Annotated in this window: 16 protein-coding genes; 11 read left to right on the top strand and 5 right to left on the bottom strand. The window is 69.3% G+C overall.

The genetic code is table 11. The features are described 5' to 3' along the window. The first annotated feature begins 19 nt into the window (after window positions 1–19). Entirely contained in the window at window positions 20–1486 is a 1467-nt protein-coding gene (locus HUA74_RS27530) for a hypothetical protein (protein ID WP_174456937.1), read from the top strand. Window positions 1487–1778: 292 nt separating this feature from the next. Here HUA74_RS27530 and HUA74_RS27525 read toward each other — a convergent pair whose 3' ends face one another. Next, complete coding sequence (locus HUA74_RS27525; RefSeq protein ID WP_174456936.1) at window positions 1779–2144, bottom strand: hypothetical protein; 366 nt, start codon at window positions 2142–2144, stop codon at window positions 1779–1781. A gap of 401 nt (window positions 2145–2545) precedes the next feature. Here HUA74_RS27525 and HUA74_RS27520 point away from each other — a divergent pair, with 401 nt between their 5' ends. Together HUA74_RS27520 and HUA74_RS27515 are read left to right on the top strand one after the other, a co-directional pair. Continuing rightward, window positions 2546–7726: a DNA topoisomerase 3 gene (locus HUA74_RS27520; protein WP_254625279.1), complete on the top strand. Its 5181-nt coding sequence runs from the start codon at window positions 2546–2548 to the stop codon at window positions 7724–7726. A 435-nt stretch (window positions 7727–8161) separates the two neighbouring features. After that, window positions 8162–9556, top strand: a complete 1395-nt coding sequence (locus HUA74_RS27515; RefSeq protein WP_174456935.1) for an MBL fold metallo-hydrolase — start codon at window positions 8162–8164, stop codon at window positions 9554–9556. Window positions 9557–9569: 13 nt separating this feature from the next. Here HUA74_RS27515 and cls read toward each other — a convergent pair whose 3' ends face one another. Next, entirely contained in the window at window positions 9570–11024 is a 1455-nt protein-coding gene (gene cls, locus HUA74_RS27510) for a cardiolipin synthase (RefSeq protein WP_141648850.1), read from the bottom strand. 491 nt (window positions 11025–11515) lie between these two features. Here cls and HUA74_RS27505 point away from each other — a divergent pair, with 491 nt between their 5' ends. Next, window positions 11516–12337 (top strand): matrixin family metalloprotease, encoded by an 822-nt coding sequence (locus HUA74_RS27505; protein ID WP_174456934.1) that lies wholly within the window; start codon window positions 11516–11518, stop codon window positions 12335–12337. A 137-nt stretch (window positions 12338–12474) separates the two neighbouring features. Here the strand turns inward: HUA74_RS27505 and HUA74_RS27500 are convergent, their stop codons facing one another. Further along, window positions 12475–12858, bottom strand: a complete 384-nt coding sequence (locus tag HUA74_RS27500) for a DUF5335 family protein (protein ID WP_141648847.1) — start codon at window positions 12856–12858, stop codon at window positions 12475–12477. 132 nt (window positions 12859–12990) lie between these two features. Continuing rightward, complete coding sequence (locus HUA74_RS27495; RefSeq protein ID WP_141648846.1) at window positions 12991–14136, bottom strand: AAA family ATPase; 1146 nt, start codon at window positions 14134–14136, stop codon at window positions 12991–12993. 214 nt (window positions 14137–14350) lie between these two features. On the opposite strand from HUA74_RS27495, the gene HUA74_RS27490 reads away from it, so the two are divergent. The 7 genes from HUA74_RS27490 (at window position 14351) to HUA74_RS27460 (ending at window position 23971) form a co-directional block, all read left to right on the top strand. Beyond that, on the top strand, window positions 14351–14848 hold the full coding sequence (locus HUA74_RS27490) for a hypothetical protein (protein ID WP_174456933.1): 498 nt from the start codon (window positions 14351–14353) through the stop codon (window positions 14846–14848). 130 nt (window positions 14849–14978) lie between these two features. Further along, window positions 14979–16841, top strand: a complete 1863-nt coding sequence (gene treZ / locus HUA74_RS27485; RefSeq protein WP_174456932.1) for a malto-oligosyltrehalose trehalohydrolase — start codon at window positions 14979–14981, stop codon at window positions 16839–16841. A gap of 312 nt (window positions 16842–17153) precedes the next feature. Continuing rightward, on the top strand, window positions 17154–18389 hold the full coding sequence (locus tag HUA74_RS27480) for a discoidin domain-containing protein (RefSeq protein ID WP_174456931.1): 1236 nt from the start codon (window positions 17154–17156) through the stop codon (window positions 18387–18389). 208 nt (window positions 18390–18597) lie between these two features. Then, entirely contained in the window at window positions 18598–20028 is a 1431-nt protein-coding gene (locus tag HUA74_RS27475; RefSeq protein ID WP_141648488.1) for a M20 family metallopeptidase, read from the top strand. A gap of 103 nt (window positions 20029–20131) precedes the next feature. After that, complete coding sequence (locus tag HUA74_RS27470; RefSeq protein WP_174456930.1) at window positions 20132–21466, top strand: AHH domain-containing protein; 1335 nt, start codon at window positions 20132–20134, stop codon at window positions 21464–21466. Between the two features lie 19 nt (window positions 21467–21485). Then, entirely contained in the window at window positions 21486–22061 is a 576-nt protein-coding gene (locus HUA74_RS27465; RefSeq protein ID WP_174456929.1) for an imm11 family protein, read from the top strand. 326 nt (window positions 22062–22387) lie between these two features. Then, a complete protein-coding gene (locus HUA74_RS27460; protein WP_174456928.1) occupies window positions 22388–23971 on the top strand; it encodes a carboxylesterase/lipase family protein in 1584 nt (527 codons plus the stop codon). A 27-nt stretch (window positions 23972–23998) separates the two neighbouring features. On the opposite strand, the gene HUA74_RS27455 is transcribed toward HUA74_RS27460, so the two are convergent. After that, window positions 23999–25648 (bottom strand): serine/threonine-protein kinase, encoded by a 1650-nt coding sequence (locus HUA74_RS27455; RefSeq protein WP_174456927.1) that lies wholly within the window; start codon window positions 25646–25648, stop codon window positions 23999–24001. Window positions 25649–25745: the final 97 nt, after the last annotated feature.

Here is a 25745-nt window from a genome sequence, read left to right as displayed (position 1 = left end):
TGGACTTGGAGGGGCCTCGATGACGTCCACGTTCCACGGGCACGGCGTCGCCGTGCTGCTCTCGTTGTCGCTCGTGGCCTGTGGCGGCAAGGACATCCGTCCCGAGGGTCCCAGCGAGCCCTCCGCCTGTGCTCCGCTGAACCTGGAGCGGAACGTGGACCTGGAGGGATTCCACACGGACCGCTACACGTGGCGCGATGGAGGCTGCGCGCCGCGCTCGGCCTTCCTGGTGCGCAACGACTCCGCGGACCCCGCGGGTTGGCACGGTGGCTACGTCCGTCGCTACGTCTACGAAGCGGACGGCGCCGCGCGCACCTGTGACGGCGCCAATGACGGTGTCCCCGGCTGGGGCATGGTGACGTGTCACCTCCGCGCCGGCACCACCTGGGGCAACTGGACGGAGGGAGTGACGGGCACCGGCCGCACCCTCTTCGCGGGACGTCACCACGCGCTGCACGAGTTCCGCTGGCCCTTGCCGCTCGGTGGCCACGTCGTCCAGGTGACGGTGCACTATCTCTTCGCCACCGGCAGGGACCATCCGCTCTACGCCATCACCCACGACGTCTCGAGCGTCCCGCCGGATGCGCTGGAGGCCGACGTGCGCTCGCCCTATGGCGACCTGCTCTTCGACGGCAACGCGAACGCCGAAATCGCCGGCCTTGGCTGGGGAGACCGTCACCGCTTCGTGACGCTGTCCTCCCCCGTGACGAGGGCCAGCGGCTGGGACTACCGCGAGCCCAACGTCGTCCCCTACACCCGCATGTGGACCACCGCGCCGGACGCGGAGATGGGCGTGGTGCAGACGCAGCCCTGGCTCCAGAAGCCCGCCGGTGGCTACTGGCTCTACCAACAGGGCTGGGGACAGCGCGACGCGGACGGCCCCCTGCCCGACGACTGGAACTGGACCTACCAGCTCAACCAGTACCAATTGCCCACGACGACTCGCTCCCATCGCATGGCCTGGGGCGGCAACTACGGCGCGCTCGGCTGGCGCCAGTACGCGCGCTACGGCGATGACGGCATGCTCTCCGGCCACCCCTACCAGAGCTACTCCGTCTTCATGGTGCTGGGGCCGCACTCGGAGGACCCGGTGCGGCGGCGCGCCTCGGAGGTCGAGTCCTGGCAGGCCGTGCGCCTGTCCGCCACCGAGGGCACCGTGGCCACGCACGGCCCTGGCGGCGTCGGTCGCTCGGACGCCGTGCCCTATGACGTGCCTGGCTACAACCCCGTCTACGCGACGTGGGAAGCCCGCGTGACGGGCAACCGCGCGCGCCTGCGCTTCGACGCGGGCCGTGGTTCCCTGGTGCACCCCGTGGTGGTGCTGCGCGGCTACACCGCCTCCACCCCGCCCGCGCGCGTGCTGCTGGACGACCAGGTCCTCGCCGCCGACGTGGACTGCTTTGCCTCCGTGGACGACGCGGGCGATGCGCTGTGGCTCACCCTGAACCGCACCCTCACCGGCACCGCGTCGCTGCGCGTGGAGTGATTCGGGGCCCTGAAAAAGCAACGGGGGATGCCCCGATGAACTCGGAGCACCCCCCGGTATGACCCTTGCTCAGGTTCGCTCTCCCCCTCTGAAGAGCGTCACCCCCGGGTCCCCCTGCCACAGATGGCGCCGCCCCCGCGACGCCATCCTCCTACCCGCCATGCATCTTTTCCGGAGGGCCTTGGACCCCTCCAGCGAAGCGAAAGTGCGCTCCCCCCGGTGCGCATGCTGACTGCACTGCTTTCGGGATGTCTCGAGTGCCCCCAAGCACCCACACCCCTTTGAATCGGGCTTAGGGCCAGTACTCCGCGGGACGCGAGACTGCTCGCAATCGCGCCAGGGTCTGCGCCCAGCCAAACGTCTGCGGGCGCATGGACGCCACCCGCGTGACTGTTTCCATCTCCCCCCGTAGCAACCCCAGCGCGCTCGACTTCGTCAGCACCGCCAACTGCTTGCGCTTCGCCCCCGCGAAGACGGCAAGCTCTGGTACCGCGATGTCCCCCTCTGGTGCTTCAAGCGCGCCCGGACGCTCCCCTCTGATGCGAGCCCCTGTCTTCCGGGCCGTGGCTCCCCGTCCCCTGACCCCTCGCTTCACACCGTCCGGCCGCGCGTTTCCCCCCGGAACCCGCTGGCCCGACTCCTGCGCGACGTGCGACATTCGCCTCTCCCTTCGCACCATCGTTGACTGCCTTCCCCCCGTGACTCGCGCCGTGGCGCGTGTCGACCAGGGCATACTGGCCCAGCCGGTAGAATGAGTTTTCCTCGTTAGCGCCAAACGCTTGCGCGAAAGCGCCAGCTTGTCGGGCGACCTGGCGGCGGGCGGAACGTGCCGGATTCCACCCTCGGTGGTGGCGACCCGGGAGGTCGTCGGGCCGTTGAGGCGCGAGGGGTGGTGGAGTGGCGCGGTTTTCCTCGGCTGGACGGGCGGCGGACGGGCGTGACGGGTAGGGACAGCGAGGGGCTGGGCATGTCAGCCTGACGCGGTAGGGAAGAGGGTTGCGACGTGGGCTCGGGGCTGGCTCCCGGGTGGTGGCGGGTGGGCGGGAGGGGACTGGTTTCATGAGGTGGGAAGCGATGGGCGAGTCGCCCGGCGAGGACAGGCGAGGCGGTACGGAGGGCGCGGCGGGCCGGGCCTCGGGGCGTGCGTCCCTGCTGGCGGTGCTGGCGGAGAAGCCGTCCGTGGCGCGCGACATCGCCCGGGTGTTGGGCGCGCAGGAGCGCGGCGACGGCTTCCTGCGTGGCAACGGCTATGTGGTGACGTGGGCGATTGGCCACCTGGTGGGCCTGGCGCAGCCGCACGAGATTCGGCCGGACTGGAAGAAGTGGAGCCGGTCGCTCCTGCCCATGCTGCCGGGTGACTGGCCGCTGGTGGTCTCCGAGCAGACGCGTTCGCAGTTCGACGTGGTGCGCCGGGTGCTGACCTCGCCGGACGTGGGCGGGGTGGTGTGCGCCACGGATGCGGGCCGCGAGGGCGAGCTCATCTTCCGCTACATCTATGAGGCGGCGGGGTGTCGCAAGCCGGTGCGGCGGCTGTGGGTGTCGTCGCTGACGGAGCGCGCCATCCGGGACGGCTTCCGGCAGCTCAAGGAGGGGCGGGAGTATGACTCGCTCGCCTCGGCGGCCATGGGACGCAGCCGCGCGGACTGGCTGGTGGGGATGAACCTGTCGCGCCTGTACACGCTGGCGCACGGAGGGCAGGGGGAGATGTTGAGCGTGGGGCGGGTGCAGACGCCCACGCTGGCGATGGTGGTGGAGCGGGAGCTGGCCATCCGGAGCTTCGTTCCCCGGGACTATCTGGAGGTGGTGGCCACCTTCGCGCCGCAGGGGAAGGGCGTGGCGGCGGGGGCTCGGTACGACGGGACGTGGTTCCGCTCCGGGCCGGATGGCAAGCCCGTGGTGCCACCGGGCATGGAGGGCGTGCGCGAGTCCCGGCGGCTGGACGCGGATGGGGTGGATGCGCAGGCCGTCATCGACCGCGTGAAGCGTGGACGGGCGGCGATTGAATCGCTGGACGCGGAGGAGAAGAAGATGGCTCCTCCGCTGCTCTACGATTTGACGGAGCTGCAGCGTCACGCCAACCGGCTGTATGGCTTCAGCGCGCAGCGCACGCTGGAGGTCGCGCAGGCGCTCTACGAGAAGCACAAGCTCCTGAGCTATCCGCGCACGGCGAGCCGGCACCTGTCCGAGACGGTGGCGGACACGCTGCCGGAAGTGGTGGGTACCGTGCGCGGGCCGTACGAGGAGGACCTGGCGCCGGGGACGGGCGCGCGGCCCCTGGGTCGGCGCTACGTGGATGACGCGAAGGTGACGGACCACCACGCCATCATTCCGACGCCCACGTCACCGCAAGGACTGCGGCTGTCTCCGGACGAGCAGCGCATCTACGACCTCGTGTGCCGGCGGTTGCTCCAGGCATGGCACGAGGACCACGTGTGGCGGGTCACCACGGTGGTGACGGCGGTGATGTCGCCCGGGCCGCGGAGCGCGGTGCCCGTGGTGGACCGCTTCCAGAGCACGGGCACCCAGGTGGAGCGGGTGGGTTGGAAGGTGCTGGATATCGGCGGAGGCAAGAAGGCGCCGAAGCCGAAGGCCGAGTCGCGCAAGGGTGACGAGGACGCGGAGCCGGACGACGAGCCGCAGTCGTTGCCTTCGGGGTTGGAGCGAGGGCAACCGCAGAAGGTGGAGGACGTGAAGGCGGTGAAGAAGCGCACGCGTCCGCCTCCGCGCTTCACGGACGCGTCGCTGCTGACGGCGATGGAGACGGCGGGAAGGGCGCTGGACGAGAAGGAGCTGGCGGATGCGATGCGCGAGACGGGGCTGGGGACGCCCGCCACGCGTGCGTCCATCATCGAGGTGCTGCTGGACCGCGAGTACCTGGTCCGCTCGGGGAAGGTGCTGGAGGCCACGGAGAAGGGGCTGCACCTCATCCAGGTGGTGCACCCGGACGTGAAGACGCCGGCGATGACGGGCCAGTGGGAAGCGTGGCTTCAGCGCATCGAGCGAGGGGAAGGACGGCTCGACGAGTTCATCCGGGGCATCGAGAAGTATGTCACCGAGGTGGTGGGCCATGGCCCCACGGGGCCGGCTCAGGCGGTGCCGTACGGGGCCTCGACTTCGCGTGTCGTGGGGGCAGGGCGAGGGATGGATGGGGGCGGGGAGGGGACAGTGGCGTTTCGTGAGCGGTCGGGGGCCGGGGGTGGCGGATACGCCGAGGCGAGCACGGGTGCCTCGCGTCGTATGGGCGAGGCCGCTGGTGTCGATGTGAGCGAGGGGCGCGGTGCCCAGCAGATGGCGGGGCCCATCGCTTCGGACTCACTCGGAGGAATGACCCCTCGCGGTGCTCGAAGTGCCGCCTTCTCGGACTCAGGCATGGGCGGTGGGGCAAGGCGCTCGGAGTCCTTGTCGTTCTCCGATTCGAGTGCGAGCGGTGGTGGGCGGCGCGCGGAGTCGCTGTCGTTCTCGGATTCGAGCGTGGGCGGTGGTGCTCGTCGTACAGAGTCTTTGTCGTTCTCGGACTCGAGCGAGGGCGGTGGTGCTCGACGGCCGGACGCCGCGTCGTTCTCGGACTTGAGCGCGAGCGGTGGTGCTCGACGGCCGGACGCCGCGTCGTTCTCGGACTTGAGCGCGAGCGGTGGTGCTCGACGGCCGGACGCCGCGTCGTTCTCGGACTTGAGCGCGAGCGCTGGTGCTCGTCGTACGGAATCGCTGTCGTTCTCGGATTCGAGCGCGCCGCCGGTTTCTCGCCGTGCGCAGAGCGCGGCCTTCTCGGACTCGGCCGTGGTGACGACTCCGCGACGTACGGGGACGCAGGGCTCGTTGAGCGCGGGCGTGTCTCGAGGAGCGTCGTCCTCGCGGGGCGGGTTCGCTCCACCCCCGGGCCAGCGGCCCGAGCGGGTGAATCGCGCGCCCACTCCGCCGGACAAGCTTCGCCCGCTGCTGAAAGAGGCCTTCGGCTTCTCCGAGTTCCGCCCCTACCAAGAGGCTGTCTGTCGCGCGGCCACCGCGGGCGAGGACCTGCTGCTCGTCATGCCCACGGGCGCGGGCAAGTCGCTCTGCTATCAGCTCCCCGGGCTGGCTCGCGCCGGGACGACCATTGTCGTCAGCCCTCTCATCGCGCTGATGGAGGACCAGGTGTTGCGGCTCCAGTCGCTCGGCTTCGCGGCGGACCGCATCCACTCAGGACGCGACAGGGCCAACTCGCGGCAGGTGTGCTTCGACTACCTGGAGGGGAAGCTCGACTTCCTGTTCATTGCTCCAGAGCGACTCGGTGTGCCGGGCTTCGTGGAGTTGCTGGCGCGCCGCCCTCCCACGCTCATCGCCATCGACGAGGCGCACTGCATCTCCCAGTGGGGCCACGACTTCCGGCCCGACTACCGGTTGCTCGGCGCGCGGCTCCCGCTGCTTCGCCCCGCGCCCGTGGTGGCACTCACCGCCACCGCCACGCCCGACGTGCAGCGGGACATCGTGCAGCAGCTCGGACTGCTGGGTGCGGGAGGCCGCGCGCGCACCTTCATCCACGGCTTCCGCCGCACCAACATCGCCATCGAGGTGCGTGAGCTGAACCCTGGTGCTCGCGGTGACGCCATCCACGGGTTGCTCCAGGACGAGGAGAACCGCCCCGCCATCGTCTACGCGGCCACGCGCAAGCACGCCGAACAGCTCGCGGAGACCCTGGCGGGGGACTTCCCCTCGGCCGCGTACCACGCGGGGCTCCCCCCGGAGAACCGGGACAGGGTCCAGGCCGAGTTCCTCCGAGGCTCGCTGGAGGTCATCGTCGCCACCACGGCGTTCGGCATGGGCATCGACAAGGCGGATGTCCGCACCGTCATCCACGCCGCGTTGCCCGCGAGCCTGGAGGGGTACTACCAGGAGCTGGGGCGCGCGGGCCGCGATGGGAAGCCGTCTCGCGCCGTGCTGCTGCACTCGTACATCGACCGGCGCACGCACGAGTTCTTCCACAAGCGCGACTATCCCGAGGCCTACGTCCTGGAGCGACTGTTCCAGTCCACGGCGCTGGAGCCGGAGCCGAAGCAGGCACTCCAGGGTCGCGTGCGCGGAGACCCGGAGGTCTTCGACAAGGCGCTGGAGCAGTTGTGGATTCACGGCGGCGTGGTGATGACGCCCGACGAGACGGTGCGGCGTGGACGGCCCACCTGGTCGGCCGCGTATACGGCGCAGCGCGACCGCAAGCTGCTGCACCTGGAGCAGATGGGGCGCTATGCGGAGGCCCATGGCTGCCGCATGAAGCAACTGGTGGGGCACTTCGGTGACACCCAGGACTCGGGTGAGGCGTGCGGCCTGTGTGACGTGTGCGCGCCGGAGTCGTGCGCCACGCTGCGCTTCGCGGAGCCCTCGGCGTCGGAGCGACACTGGCTGGAGCGCATCCTGGAGTCGCTCCAGGAGCGGGATGGGCAGGCCACCGGACGCCTCCACCGGGAGCTGTTCGGTGATGCGCTGCCCCGGCGCGACTTCGAGCGGCTCGTCGGAGGCCTCGTGCGCGCCGGGCTGGCGCGACTGGAGGTCGACTCGTTCGACAAGGACGGTCAGGTCATCTCCTTCCAGCGGCTCTCGCTGACAGACGAGGGACGGCGCACCCGCGCGGTGGACCCTCGGCACGTCGTCCTTCCGCTCGCGCTGGAGAAGGCGGCCAAGCGCAAGCGCGGGAAGACCCAGGCAGGCAGCGGGAAGGCGACGAAGCGCTCGACCCGGAGTGGCACGCGGAGCACCAGTGGCCGGGCGCGTGGCGGGGGTGAAGAGGCCGGTGCGCGCCAGTGGCGTGCGTCTCCGCCAGCGGAGGACTCCGACCAGCGCTCCTCGTGGAATGCCTCCCGGGGGGGCGCTGGCGAGCGGGCCGACTCCGGTGCTTCTCCGGCAGGGCGGGCCGTGTCGTCCGCGAGCGAGGCGCCCTGGGGCGCGACTCGAAGCCGCCGCGTGGAGCTGGACGACTCCGCTCCCGAGGAGGTCGCGACGCGGGGCAGGGGGCGTCGTGGGGCGAGCGCGGTGGAGCAGGTGGAGGCGCCGCCTCCCGGGCTGGTGGATGCGCTGAAGGCGTGGCGACTGGCGGAGGCGCGCAAGCGCAAGGTGCCCGCGTTCCGAATCCTCACGGACCGGGTGCTGGGCGCCATCGCCGCGGCGCGGCCGGAGAACGGCGCGGCGCTCATGGCCATCCACGGCGTGGGGCCTGCCCTCACCGAGCGCTACGGCTCCCAGATTCTCTCGCTCGTCGCTCGCAAGCGCTGACGACCTGGCGGGCTCTCGCGAGAGGCTCCGCGGCCTCTCGTGGGGCTGGCACGGCACACGCCCAGGGCGGCCTTCGCTCCTCGCAAGGGAGGACGTGCCGCGGGCTCACTCGCCCGCCTCCCCTCACGCGAGGGCGGCCGAGCAGACCCGCGGCTTCGCGCCATTGACGGGTAACGCGGAGCACTTCCTCGCCTTCACCCCGCCCTCGAAAGAGGGCTGCTTGCGTCCTCGAGGCCGCGCAATCGCCGCGCACGGACATCCGTGACGGCGTGCCCATGGAAAAAGTCTTCTCTCGCTTCCTGCTCGGAGCAACCTGCCGGGCGCGAAGTCCTTTTCCCTGCCCGCGAGGGCACTGTGTCGCCCTCCGTCCCTGCGTCACCTTTCGGCCCAGCTACCACGATGGCGAGCAACCGCAGCACGAGGGGGGAGCGGAAGATGGAACTCGGATTCGAGACGATCGGAAACGCCACACTCATCTGCCACGACAACGGACCGGTGCTGGTCACCGACCCATGGACTCATGGAGCCGCATACTTCGGGAGCTGGACGCTGTCCCACGAGATTCCCGAGGAGATGCGTGAGACCATCCAGCGCTGTCAGTACGTCTGGCTGTCCCATGGACACCCGGACCACCTGAGCGCGGAGTCCCTGGAGAAGCTGCGCGAGCAGACCATCCTGGTGCCCAACCACTTCGGCGGGCGCGTCCGCGACGACCTGCGCGAGCAGGGCTTCAACGTGCACGTGCTGGTGGACCGCGTGTGGACGCAGCTGTCCCCGCGCATCCGCGTCCTGTGCATCCCCGACATGAATCAGGACGCCGTGCTCCTGGTCGACGTGGACGGACGGCTGCTCGTCAACCTCAACGACGCGGGAGACCGGGGCTGGGGCCGCTTCGTGCGAAGCATGGTGCGCCGGTATGACGAGTCGTACCTGCTGGCCCTGTCCGGTTACGGCGACGCGGACATGATCAACTACTTCACCGAGGACGGGCAGCGCATCATCCCCTACGCCGCGGCGAAGACGCCGGTGGGGCGCACCATCGCCCGGCAGGCGGAGTTCTACGGCGCGCGCTACTTCGTGCCCTTCAGCTCCATGCACAAGTACCAGCGCGCGGACTCCATCTGGGCCTCCGAGTACACGACGACGCTGGAGGACTACAGCCGCGGCTTCGAGTCGGAGTCATGCACGCTGTTGCCCGCCTTCGTCCGCTGCGACTTCGCCAAGGACGACAAGCAGCTCATCCGCCCCAAGGAGCGCGCGCTCCTGCCGGTGGACCCGAAGGAGTTCGGCGACGACTGGGGGGAGATGCTGGAGGCGGACGAGGCCCGGACGCTGCGCGAGTACTTCGGGGCCATCGAGCACCTGGGCTCGGTGCTCGACTTCCTCCGCTTCCGCGTGGGCGGCCAGGACCACGTCATCGAGTTCCACCACCGTCGCTTCCGCCGGGGTATCACCTTCGAGGCCCCGCGCAACTCGCTGATGACGGCCGTGCGCTACCGCGTCTTCGATGACCTGCTCATCGGCAACTTCATGAAGACGACGCTGCACGGCGACTTCGGCGAGGGACGGCTGTACCCGGACTTCAGCCCCTACGTGGCCAAGTACGCGGACAACGGCAAGGCCCGCACGCGCAACGAGCTGAAGACGTACTTCTCCGAATACCGCCGCAGGGACCCGGTGGGCTTCCTGCGCGGCCAGGTGGAGGCGCACTGCGTGAGGCCGCTCCAGACGCAGTCGGCGGAGCTGTTGCGCACGCTGCTGCCGTCGGACTCCACGGCGTTCCGCACCGCCAAGGAGACCTTCTGGAAGGTGCGGCGCGCGCTCCTGTGAGCCGCCGCGTCCGCTAGAGATACGGAGACAGGAGCCGGGCCAGCCCATCCCTCAACCGGATGGGCAGGGGCCGGGCATCCACCTGCTCCCGGGTGAGAGGACGCGAGCGTGACAGTCGCTCCTCCACCACCGCCTCCAGCCGCCCGGCCAGCTCCGCGTCGTAGCACTCCACGTTCAGCTCGAAGTTGAGCCGCAGCGAGCGCGGGTCCCAGTTCGCGGAGCCGATGAGCCCCCACTCGCCGTCCACCACCATCAGCTTGGTGTGGTCGAACGGGGGCTCGGTGAGGAACACCCGGCACCCCGCCGCCAGCACCTGCCAGAGCTGCGCGGTGCTGGCCCACTGCACCACGGGCAGGTTGCCCTTCCTGGGCAGCACCACGTCCACGCGCACCCCGCGCAGCGCCGCCACGTTGAGCGCGGTGATGAGCGCCGCGTCCGGCAGGAAGTACGGCGTGACGATGCGCACCGACGTCCGCGCCGTGGACAGCGCCCCGAGCAACACCGTGCGCAGCTTCTCGAAGTCCTCGTCCGGCCCGTCCGGAATCCCTCGCGCCAGCACCGCGCCCGCCGGGGCCTGCTCGGGAAACCACACGTCCCCGCTCAGCTTCTCCCGCGTGGTGAAGACCCAGTCCTCGGCGAAGGTCTCTTGCAACTGCGCCACCACCGGGCCCTCCAGGTGGAAGTGCAAGTCGCGCGCGGCGCGCTCGCCCGGCCAGAACTGCTCGCGGATGTTCATCCCTCCCGTGAAGCCCACGCGCCCATCCACCACCAGCACCTTGCGGTGGTTGCGCAGGTTCATGAAGGGCAGCCGGTAGGGCATCAACGAGGGCAGGAAGCGCGCGGCCGTCACCCCCTCGCGCTTGAGCCGGCCCAGAATCGTGGGCCACGTGTAGCGCGCGCCCACCGCGTCCACCAACACCCGCGTCTCCACCCCACGCCGCACCGCCGCGCCCAGCATCCCCGCGAAGTGCCGGCCCGCCACGTCGTTGTCGAAGATGTAGCTGCACAGGGAGATGGACGTGCGCGCGCCCTCAATCGCCTCCAGCATGGCCGGGTACGCGTCCGTCCGGGACTCCAGCACCGTGACGCGATTGCCAGGCAACAGCGGCCGGTGCAGCACTGCGTCCCCCAGCCGCGCCAGCGGTGCCAGGTGCGCGACCTCTGGCTTCACCCGCGACACGCCCTCCGCCACCACGGCCTCCACGCCGCGGATGGGCGGAAACAACCCGTGCTCACGCCGAGGCGACAGCGAGCGAGCGCGACGACGGATGCGGTTGATGCCCAACAACAGATAGAGCACCGCGCCCAGCACCGGCACCAGCCACACCAGGCCCACCCAACCCACCGCCGCGCGCACGTCCCGCTTGCGCAGCACCACGTGCGTGCTGGCCAGCACACTCACCAGCACCGTCAGCACCGCCGCCACATGCGGCCACGCCGCTTCCAGCCAGGTGAGCACCGCGGACATGTCGAACGGGAGAGGGGACACGGACCGCTCCGGCTATACACGGGACGCCCGCCACGGCGCAGCGCGGTGCGGACTCCCCTCGCGGGGCGCGCTGCGTTGGGCCCGCTTGACGCAGCCTGACGGCGGGTGCATCCTCGCTGACCCTTTCCGCTCCCGATGCGAGTGCGAGGCGACCTGTCCAGGTTTGATACGACCCCAGGGCAGCTGACTGATTCGCGGACAGCACTGTCCGATTCCTGAACAGTCCCCGTCGCGAGCGGAAAACCCAATCCAGACAGCAGGTTCCACGGCTGCGTGTCAGGTCCGTTTACGTTCGGGTTTCACGACCTGGAGTGCGGATACTCCAGATTAAACCTTGAGAGCAGCTTTTGCCACTATGGGCCGTTCTTGGCCCGACAGTTGCTCAAGGCCGGGTCGCGTCGGGCCGCGGCTGGTGGAGGAACCAGGCGGACGGCGCATCCCCCGCAGTTGCTCGTTCCGAGGAAATACCGATGCTCAAGTTCCGCTCCATGGCGTTGCTGGCTGGTGTCGCTCTTCTGGGTACCGCGTGTGGTGGCCCCGAGGCCTCCGAGACGCAGGCGCCGAAGATGACGTGGGAGGAGTTCCGCGCGAGTGCCGTGCAGGATCCAGAAGGCAAGTGGATCTTCGACATGGACCAGTCCGTGGACAACGAGGAGGAGCTGCGCGCCTACTTCGACAACAACGTCACCCCGGACCAGGGCAAGAGCCACGAGGGTCTGGCCGTGTACAACGTTGGTGGTGGCGCGGCGAATGACCGCAAGTGGAGCGCCACGCAGAAGGGCAACCTGACCTACTGCATCAGCAACACCTTCGGCACGACCAACAAGGCGAAGCTGGTCACCGCGATGAACAGCGCGACGGCGGCCTGGGAGGCCACCGCCAGCGTGAACTTCATCCACAGCACCAGCTACGACGCCAGCTGCACGGCGTCGCAGGCGGGCGTGCTGTTCGACGTGCGTCCGGTGAACTCCGGTGGCCAGTACCTGGCGCGCGCGTTCTTCCCCGGCTCGGCTCGCTCGGGCCGCAACGTCCTCGTCGACAACACGGCCTTCGGCAGCATCGCGCCGTGGACGCTGGCGGGCATCCTGCGCCACGAGCTGGGCCACGTGCTCGGCTTCCGTCACGAGCACACCCGCCAGTCCACTCCCTGCTTCGAGGACAACAACTGGCGCGCGCTGACGGCGTATGACCGTTCGTCGGTCATGCACTACCCCCAGTGCAACGGCACGCAGACGGGCGACCTCATCCTGACCAGCCTGGACAAGACGGGCGCTCGCGCGCTGTACCCGTGATTTGACTTCGACTCACCCGGCCAAGGCTCCCCTCGTCACGTGAGTGGCGGTGGGGGCCGAGGCCCCAGGCCGGAAGGTTCCTTCTCCCGCGGAGGGGGGTGCCTTCCGGCCTTTCTGTGTGGTGTGTAGGACGGGGCTCAGTCCATGTTTCGCGCGCCGGCCGTGAGGGCCTCGCCGAAGTAGATGAGCGTCTTGGTGTTGTCCTCGCTGCTCTCGATGTCGAGGCACTCCAGCTCGCCGCTCTCGCTCTCGTCCGCGTAGATGCGTTCTGGCTTCTGGATGCGGTGGGTGATTTCGCCGCCCGGGCCGCCCACGATGATTTCGACGACGCCCTTGTCGCTGCCCTTCTCCTCGAGGCTGATTTCCACGAGCGGAAGCCCCTCGGCGAGCGGCTGGTCCCCCAGCTCCATGCCCTCCACCTCGATGCGAACCGGGTGCTCCTTCTCCATGGTGGAGAGCAGGGCCAGATAGTCCGCCCAGCCCTCCCGGGGAATCTCTCGCGTGTGGTCCGTGTGCGCCATGTGTGGCCCTCCGGTGTTGGCGTTCCCGGTAGACCGTAAGGCGCGTGCGGGCCGGATGAGAGGCAGGCCCGCCTTCCTGCTCGCCACACGAGCCGCCGTCGGGCTCCCGGTGGCCCGCTGGCCCCGAACGCGCTACTCGGTGAGGGAGCGCACCGCGTCGCCTTCCAACACCAGGCGCACGGTGGAGGCGGTGCCCTGTCGGCCGAAGTGCTCGTAGGCGGTCTGCTCCAGCAGCGGGCCCAGCGTGGTGCGCAGGCCGCGCGCACCCGTCTCGCGCTTGAGCGCGCGCGCCACGATGTGCTCGCGCACGGAGGGCTCCACCAGCAGGCGCAGGCCCTCCTGCTCGAACTCGCGCTCGTAGGAGCGCAGCACGTGGTTCTGGAGGATGTCGCCCAGCGTGGCCGCGTCCAGCGGCGTGAAGGAGACCAGCCGGTTGAAGCGGCCGATGAGCTCCGGGATGAAGCCGTAGCGCGCGAAGGCCGTCGTCTGCTCCAGTTGCTCCTGGGTGACGGCCACGGCGATGGACTCCTCGCGCGCATGTTGGGGCTCACGGCCGAAGCCCAGGTGTTCGGTGCGCGTCATGCCCTCCGCCGTGGCGCGCAGCCCGCTGAAGGCGCCGCAGGCGATGAACGTGAGACAGGACAGCTCCAGGGTGTCCGGCTGGAGCCGGCTGGTGAAGCCGAAGTCCGGGGGGAAGTCCGCGCTGGCGGCGGACAGCAGATGCAGGAGGCTGCGCTGCACGCCGAAGCCGCTGACGTCCTTGGTCGTCTGTTGCCCCGCGAAGCGGCTGTCGGAGCGACTGGTGGCGAGCTTGTCGAACTCGTCCATGCAGATGACGCCGCACGCGGCCCAGTCCGAGTCCTTGTCCGCGACTTCATACAGGCGCGACAGGAGCGTGTTGACGTCGTCGCCCACGTAGCCCGTCTCGGAGAACTGGGTGGCGTCCGCCAGCACCGTGGGCACGGCGAGGATTTCGCGGAACAACAGCTCCACGAGGAACGTCTTGCCGGAGCCGGTGGGCCCCAGGAACATGCAGTTCTCCCGCATGCCCGGCTCGGGCGCGAGCCCCTCCAGGTGCAGCCTGCGGATGCGGCGCAGGTGGCGGTAGGCCAGCACGGAGGCCGCGCGCCGCGCCTCCTCCTGCCCCCGGTAGCCCAGGTCCGTGAGCCGCGCGTCGATTTCGCGGGGGGACAGGACCTCGATGGCCGCGACCCGCTCGCGGACATCCTCACCGCGAGGGACGGGCCGTGACTCCAGGCCATGGCGGGCGACAGTCATTCCAGACGGCTCCAAGGGAGGGTGGACCGGAAGGCTTCCGGGCCGGGCCGCATCATCCTGGCGGCCCGCGGCGTCCACAAGCAGGCCGACGACCTCGTGTCTCACGCGCTCGCGACACCGGCCCGTGGAGCGACTCACGGAGGGCCCCCTCGCGGGACGGGCGAGCGGGCACGGACGACTGCGCGCGCCGGGACAGGCTGCATAGCGTCCGGGGATGAGCCTTTCGACGCCAGTCACCACCCCCCTCGCGCTCGTGACGGAGCGCCGCAAGCTGCGCGAGTGGCGCTTGCTGTTCACCCGCCTTCCCACTCCCACCCGGGACTCGCTGCCGGGCCGCTACCGGGCGGAGCTGTTGGGGCCCGCCTGGTTCCAGGGCTTCGCGCACCGGTTGCTCGGCGTCCTGGGGATGCGCGGCTGGTGGGGCAAGGACATCGCCCCTGGGGGACGCGAGGGGGCCAATCTGGTGAACCGCGTGGGCGGCGTGTGGCGGGCCGTGCCGCTGGTGCTGCGCGAGGGGACGTCGCGGGTGGACGGGCGCACCTCGCTCCAGGTGGAGTACACGCCGGAGGTGGGGTGGCAGTGGCGTCCCTTCGTGGACGAACTGCGCTGGCTGGAGGGACGCACGCTGCTGGCGATGACACATTTGGAGTTGCCGGTGCTGCGCCGCCTCACGTTCCCCTTCCTGTTGCACCGCGAGCCCTCGCCCGCTTGAGCGGGCAGCCGACGTGAGGGTCCCCTCATCGCGTGAACGCCCACCCGTGAACATCTCTCATGGGAGAGTGGGCCTCGTCCGCGCACAAGTGCTCCCCTGCTGCGTGCGGGCGCATTACAGGAACACGAACATGGGTGCTCTGGCGGAGAAGGCGGACGCGAAGCAGGCGAAGGTTCCCTCGCTGGGTGCGTGGGTGGAAGCGGGCCCGAGGGTGAGGTGGCGGGTCTGGGCTCCCGGACACCCACGCGTGGAGGTGGTGCTGCACGACGCGCGCGGCGAGCCGGGGCGCGTGCTGCCGATGACTCCGGAGCGCGATGGCTATTTCGTCGCGGTGCTGGAGGGGCAGGGCGCGGGCGTGCTCTACAAGCTGCGCGTGGACGGCGCGGGGCCGTTCCCGGACCCGTGGTCCCGCTCACAGCCTGGGGGCGTGCACGGCCCTTCGGAAGTCGTGGTGCCGGACTTCGCGTGGACGGACTCGGGCTGGAAGGGCGTGGAGCCCCAGGCGCTCGTCCTCTACGAGGTCCACGTGGGCACCGCCACGCCCGAGGGGACCTTCGAGGCGCTCATCCCCAAGCTGCCCGGTCTCAAGGAGCTGGGCATCACCGCGCTGGAGCTGCTGCCGGTGGCCAGCTTCCCCGGTACGCGCAACTGGGGCTACGACGGCGTGGACCTCTTCGCGCCCGCGCACGTGTACGGCGGGCCGAGGGGACTGCGCGCGCTGGTGGACGCCGCGCACGCGCAGGGCCTGGGCGTGGTGCTGGACGCCGTCTACAACCACTTCGGTCCGGACGGGAACTACCTGCGCGCGTACTCGCCGCACTACTTCACCGGACGCCACCACACGCCGTGGGGCGACGCGGTGAACTACGACGGCAAGGACAGCCGGCCCGTGCGGGAGATGGTGCTCTCCAACGTGGAGATGTGGATTCGCGACTACCACCTGGACGGCCTGCGGCTGGACGCGGCGCACGCCATCCTCGATGAGACACAGCCCCACCTGCTCACCGAAATCGCCGAGCGCGCCCGGGCCAGCGCGCCGGGGCGGCGAGTCATCCTCATCGCCGAGGATGAGCGCAACGAGCGCCGCCTCATGTTGCCCGCGTCCGACGGAGGCCACGGGCTGGACGGTGTCTGGGCGGATGACTTCCATCACCAGATGCGGCGCGCCTTCGCGGGTGACAGCGAGAGCTACTTCCAGGACTACACGGGCAGCGCGGAGGACCTGGCGCGCACGCTGCGCCAGGGGTGGTTCTACGAGGGCCAGGTGTCGAAGAACCAGGGACATGCGCGGGGCACGCGCGCGGAGGGCCTGGAGCCGTGGCGCTTCGTGCACTGCCTCCAGAATCATGACCAGGTGGGCAACCGCGCGCTGGGCGAGCGCCTGGGACACGACGTGTCCCCCGCGGCCTTCCGCGCGATGAGCACGCTGCTGCTGTCGTCGCCCTACACACCGCTGCTCTTCATGGGGCAGGAGTGGAACGCGAGCACGCCGTTCCTCTACTTCACGGACCACCACGAGGAGCTGGGGCGGCTCGTCACGGAGGGGCGGCGCAAGGAGTTCGCGGGCTTCGCTCGCTTCGCGGGTGAGCAGGTGCCGGACCCGCAGGCCGAGGACACCTTCGCGCGCTCCAGGCTCGACTGGAGCGAGGCCCAAAGGCCGGAGCACGCGGGCATCCGAGTGCTCTACCGCGAGCTGCTCCGCCTGCGCGCGATGGACTCCGTGATGCGGGAGGCCCGGCGCGGCGCATATGACGCGCGAGCCGTGGGGCCTCGGGCGCTGGTGCTGGAGCGGCGAGGGGGCGGGCAGGTGCTCCAGGTGCTGCTCGGCCTGGGCGGGACGGTGGAGCACCGCGTCCCTCCCGACGCCGAAGTGGTGTTGTGGAGCGAGGAGCCGCGCTTTGGCGGCGACACGCGGACGCCGCCGCTTCAGGACGGAGTCGTGCGCCTGGAAGGGCCGTCCGCCGTCGTGTTGCGCTTCAAGAGCCAGCAGTAGCTGCCCTGGCGTGCGGACGACCGCAGGCCCGCCCGAGGGCGTCGATGATGGGAATGACCTGTCGACCCCTCGGGTATTGGCGCCCGCAGTGTCCGAACGTTGAGTCATCAACACCGTGGGCGACGTGCCGCGAGGAGACCCTGAGCTCCCAGGCGCGAGTCGACGGAGGAAAGCCAACGCGCCGCGGGGGGAACGCGGCGTGCCAGGGCGGCGCTGTCCGTCCGGTGGGTCGTGGCCCTCGGTGGCCTCACTCGAGGTAGCAACTTGAATCCACACCACAGGACCTCATCCCGGCTGGGATTTCGCTGGCGCATGCCGTGCCGTGCGCTCGCGCTGACGGCCTTCGCGCTCTCCACGCCCGTGCTGGCCGCCGGCGGCTTCGTCGCCGTCACCGCCAGCGGGCATGACGGCAACGTGCCCGCCAACGCCATCGACGGAAACACCGCCACGCGCTGGTCCAGCGATGGCGTGGGACAGTGGCTTCGTGGCGACCTGGGCGCCGCGAAGTCGGTGAGCGCGGTGGACATCGCCTGGTTCCGAGGCAACGAGCGCGTCAGCCACTACGTCATCTCCACCTCCACGGATGGCGCTGCCTGGACGCAGGTGTCCTCGGGCAGTTCGTCCGGAAAGAGCACGGCGTTCGAGCGCGTCTCCTTCTCGCCGGTGAACGCGCGCTACGTGCGCATCACCGTCAATGGCAGCACGATGAACACCTGGGCGAGCATCTCCGAGCTTTCGGCCATCACCACCGACACCGGGACGCCGCAGCCCACGGGCAAGGACAAGTTCGGTGTGACGATGCTCTACCCCTCGAAGAGCGGGGGCGAGGCGTGGGCGCTGGCGGACAACGCGACGTCCGATGCGCGCTTCAATCCGCAGAAGACCATCACCCGTAACTCGGACGGCTCGTGGAAGATGAAGAACAGCGCGGTGCGGCTGCTCGTCTACACCTCCACGGGCTACGACGACCGGAAGATTCCCACGTATGACCGGGACGTGCTGGCGAGCCGGGGCTACATGCAGGCGGCCAATGACTGGCGCAACGTGGAGATGACGGGCTTCGTGAAGCTCAACGCCACGTCGGATGCGAAGGACAACTTCGACTGGTACGCGCGCGGCGGCAAGCACAACGACGACCACTCCGGCTGCGAGGGCAGCAGCTACAAGGCGGGCCTGCACTATGACGGCCGCGCCCGCTGGCAGAAGGAGACGTGGCATGTCTCCTACGAGCAGGCCTCCTACAAGACGGCGACGTCGGCGCTGAAGGGCCGCTGGGTGGGCTTCAAGGCGGTGATGCGCAACACCACCGTGAGCGGCAAGGAGGCGGTGCGGCTGGAGATGTACGTCAACGAGAACGCCGACAAGGTGACGTGGAAGAAGGTCTACGACATGGTCGACTCGGGCAGTTGGGGCGGTGATGCGCAGCACTGCGGCGGCGCCACCGGGGCCATGCCGATTACGTGGGGAGGTCCCATCGCCACGTTCCGCTGGGACAACGCCACCGACGTGGACTTCAAGTGGTTGACGGTCCGCGAAATCCAGCCGTGACGCCCAGGCGCTGACGCGGTGCTTCCAGGAGGGCGCGAGGGGCGGTGGCTTCTCGCGCCCTCGGTTCGTTGGAGGGCTTTTCGACAGGCCCACAGATGGAGGCCATCAGGCCAGGCGCGGGCGGGGCCGGTGGGGCGAGGCACTACCGGCTTCACCTGGGGTTTGTCGGTGTCGACAGGGGCGGCGTCCCGTGCTCAGCATCGCGGCCATGAATGTCCAGACCGCCACCGAGTCCTCCGACCGCATCTGGGAGAAGGAAATCCTCCCGGCGCTCGAGCGCTACATCCGCATCCCCAACAAGTCGCCTGCCTTCGACCCGGACTGGGTGAAGGCCGGGCACATGGAAGCCGCCGTGCAGCTCGTCGCGGAGTGGTGTCGCGCGCAGGCGCCGCACCTGCCCGGCCTCACGCTGGAGGTCATCCGCCTCAAGGACGAGCAGGGGAAGGACCGCACGCCGGTCATCTACATGGAGGTGCCCGGCACGCGCGGCGACGACACCGTGCTGATGTACGGCCACCTGGACAAGCAGCCGGAGATGACGGGCTGGCGTGAGGGCCTGACGCCGTGGGCCCCCGTGCGCGAGGGTGACAAGCTCTACGGCCGTGGTGGCGCGGATGATGGTTACTCCGCCTTCGCGTCGCTGACGGCGCTGCGCCTCTTGCGCGAGCAGGGCGTGCCGCACGCGCGCTGCGTGGTGCTCATCGAGGCGTGCGAGGAGAGCGGCAGCTACGACTTGCCGGCCTACATCGAGGCGCTGGCGCCGCGCATCGGCAAGCCGTCGCTGGTGGTGTGCCTGGATTCAGGCTGCGCGAACTACGACCAGCTCTGGATGACGACGTCGCTGCGCGGAATGGTGGCGGGCAACCTGCGCGTGGATGTGCTCACGGAGGGTGTGCACTCCGGAGACGCGAGCGGAATCGTGGCCTCGTCCTTCCGCGTGCTGCGCCAGGTGCTGTCGAGGGTGGAGGAGGAGGGCACGGGCCGTGTGACGGTGCAGGGCCTGCACGTGGAGATTCCGAAGGAGCGGCGCGAGCAGGCGAGCGCGGCGGCGAAGGTGCTGGGCGAAGAGGTCTTCGGCAAGTTCCCGTGGATGCCGGGCATGCGGCCCATGTCGGACGACGGCGGGGAGCTGGTGCTCAACCGCACGTGGCGCCCGGCGCTGTCGGTGACGGGCGTGGACGGCATGCCTCCGCTGCAGAGCGCGGGCAACGTGTTGCGGCCCTTCACCACGGTGAAGCTGTCCATGCGCATTCCTCCGAGGCTGGAGCCGAAGTCGGCGCAGAAGGCGCTCAAGGACGCGCTGGAGAAGGATCCGCCGTACGGCGCGAAGGTGAGCTTCGAGGGTGACAAGGCCAGCGTTGGCTGGGATGCGCCGCCGCTCGCGAGCTGGCTGTCGCGCGCGGTGGAGTCCGCGTCAGGCACGTACTTCGGCCGGCCGGCCATGGCCATGGGCGAGGGTGGCACCATCCCCTTCATGGGCATGCTGGGTGAGCGCTTCCCTGAGGCGCAATTCCTTATCACCGGTCTGTTGGGCCCGGGCAGCAACGCGCACGGCCCCAACGAGTTCCTGCATGTCCCCACCGGCAAGAAGCTGACGTGCTGCGTGGCCAGCGTCATCGCGGACCACTTCAAGCGCTGACGTGGACCCAGGTGGCCTGGGGTACGCCTCGGGTCGCCTGTCAGTGTCGTCTGGTATTGCCGGGGGTGCCCGCCTCGCCGCGGGCCTCTCGCCAGGGCCTACCATGACGCTTCGTTGGGTGGTGTCGCTGCTCCTGTTGATGGCTGTCACTGGGTGCGCGACGGGCCGAGTCGTGCGGCTGGAGACCGGGGAGGACTCCTTCCTCGTCACTCCTCGCGAGGAGCCTGACGCGGAAGTGAGTGCGGCGGTACTCGAAGACGACGAATTCGAGGAGGCCCTCACCGAGCTGGCACGGGATGTTCCTCCCTCTCGCAATCCCATGCAGGTCGCGCGGGAGCGCTTCGGCGTTCCGTCCCGGAGTGGAGTGTATGGGTATGAGCGTGATTCCTCGCGACTCATCCCCCAGCGTGGAGGGGATGTGGATGGCCCCCGCCTGCTGGAGGACTACGCGGATGAAGCGCTGACGCGTGCCTACGGCCAGTGGTGCAAGCGGAAGGACCGACCTGGGGATTGCTTGCGCCTGCTGGACGAGGGCCCCCTGCTGGCCAGCGATGGCAAGTACACGTGGGCCCTGGCCATCGCCATGGACTCGGTGTGGGAGGAGACCTCCGAAGCACTGGAGGGCATGACGGACCCCCAGGCAGTCGTGGCTGGCATCGCCGCCTCCGCGACGATGTACCTGCTCTTGTGGTCGCTGCCCGAGCCGGTGAGTAAAGGCGTAGCGGCCACCTTGACGGCCTGCCTCATCGCCTACCTGGGCGTGGACATGGTGTGGAGCATGCTGGATGGGTGGCTGACGCTGGTGCGCCAGGTGGATAGGGCGACGAGCTTCGAGCAACTCCATGCGGCGGGTGAGGCGTACGGCGAGGTGCTCGGGGAGAACGCGGCGCGCGTCTTCGTCATGCTGGCCACAGTGGCCATTGGGAGCACAGCGGGGCTGGCGGCGAAGTCAGTGGGACTGCCGGGCTCCGCCCAAGCGGCCCTGGCCGTGGAGTCCCAAGCAGGCTTCCAGTACGCGGCCGTGGGCAGCGTGAGTTCGGTCGCCTTGACTGCCGAGGGGTTCACCATCGCGCTGGCCCCGAACGCCGTGGCCATGGCGAGCCGGGGAGGGCGTAGCGAGCGTCATCACATCGCCACGAACAAGAACGACGTCTCCGCCGCGCGCGGAGGACCCTGGACGCCAAGGTTCAGGAAGCTGTTCGCAAGGGCTGGGATGAAGTTGAAGGACCCCGAGAACGTTGTTGAAGTCGTGGGCCACAAGGGGCCGCATCCGCAGCGCTATCACGAGTACGTCCATGATCGACTGAAGGAATCCTTGGGAGAGTGCCGCAAGGTGGAAGATTGCCGGAAGGCCCTGTTGGATGCGCTACGCGATCTCGCCAGAGAAGCGCAGACCCAGGGAACTAAAATCCACAGGCTTTTGACTCAAGACCGGTGAGGAATCTAGGAAGTCCGCCATGTCGAATCCGTCGCGGTATTTCAGGCTCAGAGAAGACGTGCGGGGTGGGTATTGGTACCTGGGAGACCCGCTCGATGAGACGGGCACCGAGGTCGAAGACATCTGGCAGTTCGCCCGGGGGCGGCCCATCGAGCTTGCGGGTCGCCTGAAGTTTCCCATCAGTGATCCTGGAAAGTGGTTGGATTTCTGTACCGCGGGAGTTGGCATGGCTCCCATTGTCCATGTCCGAGTGGCCAACCTCTTCGCGGAGCTGGCGCCCGATGATGTGCAATTGATTCCCGTCGATGTCGAAGGTCGCCCGGAACAACATGTCATGCTCGTCGCCACGAAGCTGATCCGGTGCATCGATGACGAAGCCTCGGAAGAGGCATTGTATTGGAAGCCCGAGGATGAGCGGCCGGACAAGCTGGGCCAGTACCGCAGCGTCGACGGGATGCGCATCGACCTCACGAAGCTGGGCGGCGCGAAGGTCTTCCGCACCTGGGGCTGGTCCATCGCCCTCATCGTCTCCGAGGACATCAAGCTCGCCATGGAACGCGCCAAGGTCACAGGGGCGAAGTTCGAGGAAGTCTGAGCGGAGGGTGCGGGCCTCACCGGAAGTGTCACATTCAGACGACACACGCGCCCCACGGGGCACCCTCTCCGCGCTTCTGCCGACAGTCGCCAGGGCCCCCAGGGAGGTGCGTCACACCGGCTCTGTTTCATAACCCGCGCTTGGGCTGAACCTCTCGCCACACGGGTTGCTAGACATTGCGGCGTAATTCTATGTCACGCACCCCACCCGGACGGTGGTCAGGCGATTCGCTCGCGTTGCTCCTCGACAGGTAGTCCCTCTCCCGGCTCCGACCGTGTGCCCCCGCACGTGGACACGTCCCCATTCACCCCCAACGGAGCCAGACAATGAATGTCATCAAGACGCCCCCGGTCACCACCAAGGAAGGCCAGCTGATAGGCAAGGTGGAAGGGAAGGTTTCCGTCTTCAAGGGCATCCCCTACGCGAAGCCGCCCGTGGACAGCCTCCGCTGGCGCGCGCCGGAGCGCATCCCCGCATGGTCCGGCCCCCGCGAGGCGCTCGACTTCGGTCCCTCCGCGCTCCAGTCGCGCGAGGCCTGCATCGCGGGCGGCGGCGGTGACCCCGGGAAGATGGCCGAGGACTGCCTCTACCTCAACGTCTGGACACCCAAGACGGACCCGGGCGCGAAGCTGCCCGTGCTGTTCTGGATTCACGGCGGCGCCTTCATCATCGGCACGGGCCGCGTGCCTCCCTATGACGGCACGCAGCTCGCCGCCCGCGACGTGGTGCTCGTCACCTTCAACTACCGCCTGGGACACCTGGGCTTCTTCATGCACCCGGAGCTGGAGAAGGAGAACCCGGGCGGCCCGGCCAACTTCGGCATCCTGGACCAGATGCTCGCGCTGGAGTGGGTGAGGAACAACATCGCCCAGTTCGGAGGAGACCCCAGCAACATCACCATCATGGGCCAGTCCGCCGGCGCCAAGAGCGTGCTGGCGTTCTTCACCTCGCCGCTCATCCGGGAGAAGAACCCCTTCCGCCGCGGCGTGGCCATGAGCTCCTACGTGCTCCAGGAGAAGTCCGTGGCCGACGCGAAGCTCGCGGGCGTGGCCTTCGCCCACCATCAGGGCGTCCCCTGGCAGCAGGCCACCATGGAGAAGCTGCGCAAGCTGGACCCGGAGAAGTTCTGGGCGCTCCCCTCGGACAGCGGCAACGCGCCCAGCCCCATCTACGGGGACTCGGTGCTCCCCCAGACGATTCGCGCCAGCTTCGAGGCGGGCTCGCAGCTCAAGCTGCCGCTCATCCTCGGCAGCACGAGCGATGACTCGAGCGTGGTGTCCTCGTTCGGCATCGACCCGGCCACCATCATCGAGAAGCTGGGCCCCCTGGGCGAGATGATTCGCCAGCTCTACCCCGACGTGAATGACGACCGGGAGATTGGCCGGCGGATGTGCCGCGACTTCGTCTTCTCCGTCACGCCGCGCCACCTGGCGTCCTTCCACTCCCACCATGGGGCCCACGCCTGGCGCTACTACTTCGAGTACCGCGCGAAGGTGCTCGCGCCCCGGCAGCCCCTGGGCGTGCCCCACGGCGGGGATGTCTCCTTCTTCCTGGAGACGGCGGACCACGTCCCGCCGACGGGAGACCTCTTCGGGGACGAGGACCGGAAGTTCACCAGCAACCTGGTGGACTCCCTTGTCCAGTTCCTGCGCACCGGCACGCCAGGGCCCGTGGGCGGCGTCGCCTGGAACGAGCACACGGCGGAGAGCGACAAGCTCTTGAGGTTGGATACCACCGTCAGGATGGTGGACAACTTCGAGGGGCCCATCCTGGACGTGGCCCAGATGGTCATGCCCCTCATCGACTCCTTCGCCAAGCCGCCTCCGCCCGCGCTGCCGAAGGCGTCTTCGACTTCGTCGACGTCGTCGACGGCCGCGAAGGGCAAGTCGCGTCCGCAGGCCACCCCCTAAGAGGGCCCGCGGACCCGGGCCGCCGCCTCAGCGGCCCGTCTTGATGCCCAGGTTCCCACCCTGCTGGGAATTCCCGGGGCGCTTGGTGCTCGTGGTGCCAGGGGACTTGCCGCCCTGGCGCCGCAGCTCCAGCCGCAGCTCGTCGTCCGCGGCGGAGACCTCGCGCGTCACCGGCTCGTAGCCGTTGAGCGCCAGCGTCACCGCCACCATGGGCGCGCCCTGCTCCAGCTCCAGCTTCATGGGCGTCACGCCGCGCTCCTCGCCGGCGATGCTCACCGTGGCGCCGGGCGGCTCGGTGATGACGGGCAGCTCCACCATCTTCACCGGCTCCGGCGTGGGCTTGGGTGGAGTCGGGGGCAGCTCGCGCTCCACGTGCACCTGCTGCGTCTGCGTCGGCGGTTTCTCCGGCAGCGTCGCCGCGCCCGCCGGTCCGCGCAGGAAGATGACGGCCGCGGCCGCCACCAGCAACCCCGCGCCCGCCGCGACGACGGGCACCCACGGAATGCGACGCACCTCCGCGCTGGGCGCGCGCTCCATGGGCGCGGTGCCGCGCGTGCGGTCCTGCACCACGGGGCCTCCGACGGCGGCCGCCAGCTGCTGCCGCGAGCGCGTCCCCGGCGTGACGTTGCGAGGTTGCTGCCGAGATGCGGACGTGCGCCCTCCCGGGCCCCCCACGCCGCTGAGCGACGAGTTGGAGCGCGAGTCCAGGTCCGCGTCCTCCGCGAGCTGGTCCAGCTTCGCCGGGTCCGTCTCCGTGGAGATGCGGTCCGCGTACAGCTCCCGCAGGTACGCCGACAGGTGCGCGCTGCTGGAGGGCAGCCGCAGGTTGAGCGTGTAGTCCTCCAGCGCCAGCCGGAAGGCGCCGCAGTCCGGGTAGCGCTCGTCCGGCGTGGGCGCCAGCGCCTTGAGCACCACTTCGTCCAGGCCCGGCGGCAACTTGGGGTTGAGCTGCGAGGGGCGCGGAACCTGGCAGTCCTTCACCAGCCGCAGCGTCATCAAGTCCGAGTCACCCTTGAAGAGCCGCTTGCCCGTCAGCATCTCCCACATGACGACGCCCAGCGCGAACAAGTCACTGCGCGCGTCGATGGCCAGGCCGCTCGCCTGCTCGGGGGACATGTAGGGGTATTTGCCCTTGAGGACGCCCGTCGCCGTGTTGGCGCTGCTGGTGGCAGCCTTGGCCACACCGAAGTCGATGACCTTCACGCCTCCGTCGAAGCCGACCAGGATGTTCTGCGGTGACACGTCGCGGTGTACCAGCCGCATGGGCCGGCCCTGGACGTCCCGCGCCTGGTGCGCGTAGTGGAGACCCGCCGCGGCATCCGCGATGACGCGCAGAATCAATCCCACCGACATCGGCTTGTTCTGCGCCCGGGAGAACTTCTCCAGACGACGCACATCGTCACCCTGGACGTACTCCATGGCCAGGCAGTGCCGACCCTCAATCTGGGACAGGTCGAGGATGGTGATGAGGTTGGGGTGGGTGAGGCGGGCTACCAGCCCGGCCTCATCCAGGAACATGGAGAGGAACTCATCATCCTCCGCGAGGTGCGGGAGGATGAGTTTGAGGACCACCAGCCGCTCGAAGCCCGTTCCGTGCTCACGGGCCAGAAACACCTGTCCCATGCCTCCCGAGGCAATCTTCCGCAGCAACTCGTACTTACCGAATGGCACCGCCATGATGTGCTCGGGAGAATATCTCCCTTTCTCACCGTGCGGGAAATGACCGGTCGGCTGTCACCCCACATTGACACGGGACAGTGAAGGTCTGGGTGGG

This window comes from Myxococcus sp. CA051A, assembly GCF_013336705.1.
Lineage (GTDB): Bacteria > Myxococcota > Myxococcia > Myxococcales > Myxococcaceae > Myxococcus > Myxococcus llanfairpwllgwyngyllgogerychwyrndrobwllllantysiliogogogochensis.
Note: the sequence above shows the minus strand (reverse complement) of the source record. Positions and strands in the feature narration are given on the sequence as shown.

Coding starts and splice junctions, on each gene's coding strand:
- HUA74_RS27530 (WP_174456937.1), top strand. CDS start 20: ATGACGTCCACGTTCCACGGGCACGGCGTCGCCGTGCTGCTCTCGTTG.
- HUA74_RS27525 (WP_174456936.1), bottom strand. CDS start 2,144: ATGTCGCACGTCGCGCAGGAGTCGGGCCAGCGGGTTCCGGGGGGAAAC.
- HUA74_RS27520 (WP_254625279.1), top strand. CDS start 2,546: ATGAGGTGGGAAGCGATGGGCGAGTCGCCCGGCGAGGACAGGCGAGGC.
- HUA74_RS27515 (WP_174456935.1), top strand. CDS start 8,162: ATGGAACTCGGATTCGAGACGATCGGAAACGCCACACTCATCTGCCAC.
- cls (WP_141648850.1), bottom strand. CDS start 11,024: ATGTCCGCGGTGCTCACCTGGCTGGAAGCGGCGTGGCCGCATGTGGCG.
- HUA74_RS27505 (WP_174456934.1), top strand. CDS start 11,516: ATGCTCAAGTTCCGCTCCATGGCGTTGCTGGCTGGTGTCGCTCTTCTG.
- HUA74_RS27500 (WP_141648847.1), bottom strand. CDS start 12,858: ATGGCGCACACGGACCACACGCGAGAGATTCCCCGGGAGGGCTGGGCG.
- HUA74_RS27495 (WP_141648846.1), bottom strand. CDS start 14,136: ATGACTGTCGCCCGCCATGGCCTGGAGTCACGGCCCGTCCCTCGCGGT.
- HUA74_RS27490 (WP_174456933.1), top strand. CDS start 14,351: ATGAGCCTTTCGACGCCAGTCACCACCCCCCTCGCGCTCGTGACGGAG.
- treZ (WP_174456932.1), top strand. CDS start 14,979: ATGGGTGCTCTGGCGGAGAAGGCGGACGCGAAGCAGGCGAAGGTTCCC.
- HUA74_RS27480 (WP_174456931.1), top strand. CDS start 17,154: ATGCCGTGCCGTGCGCTCGCGCTGACGGCCTTCGCGCTCTCCACGCCC.
- HUA74_RS27475 (WP_141648488.1), top strand. CDS start 18,598: ATGAATGTCCAGACCGCCACCGAGTCCTCCGACCGCATCTGGGAGAAG.
- HUA74_RS27470 (WP_174456930.1), top strand. CDS start 20,132: ATGACGCTTCGTTGGGTGGTGTCGCTGCTCCTGTTGATGGCTGTCACT.
- HUA74_RS27465 (WP_174456929.1), top strand. CDS start 21,486: ATGTCGAATCCGTCGCGGTATTTCAGGCTCAGAGAAGACGTGCGGGGT.
- HUA74_RS27460 (WP_174456928.1), top strand. CDS start 22,388: ATGAATGTCATCAAGACGCCCCCGGTCACCACCAAGGAAGGCCAGCTG.
- HUA74_RS27455 (WP_174456927.1), bottom strand. CDS start 25,648: ATGGCGGTGCCATTCGGTAAGTACGAGTTGCTGCGGAAGATTGCCTCG.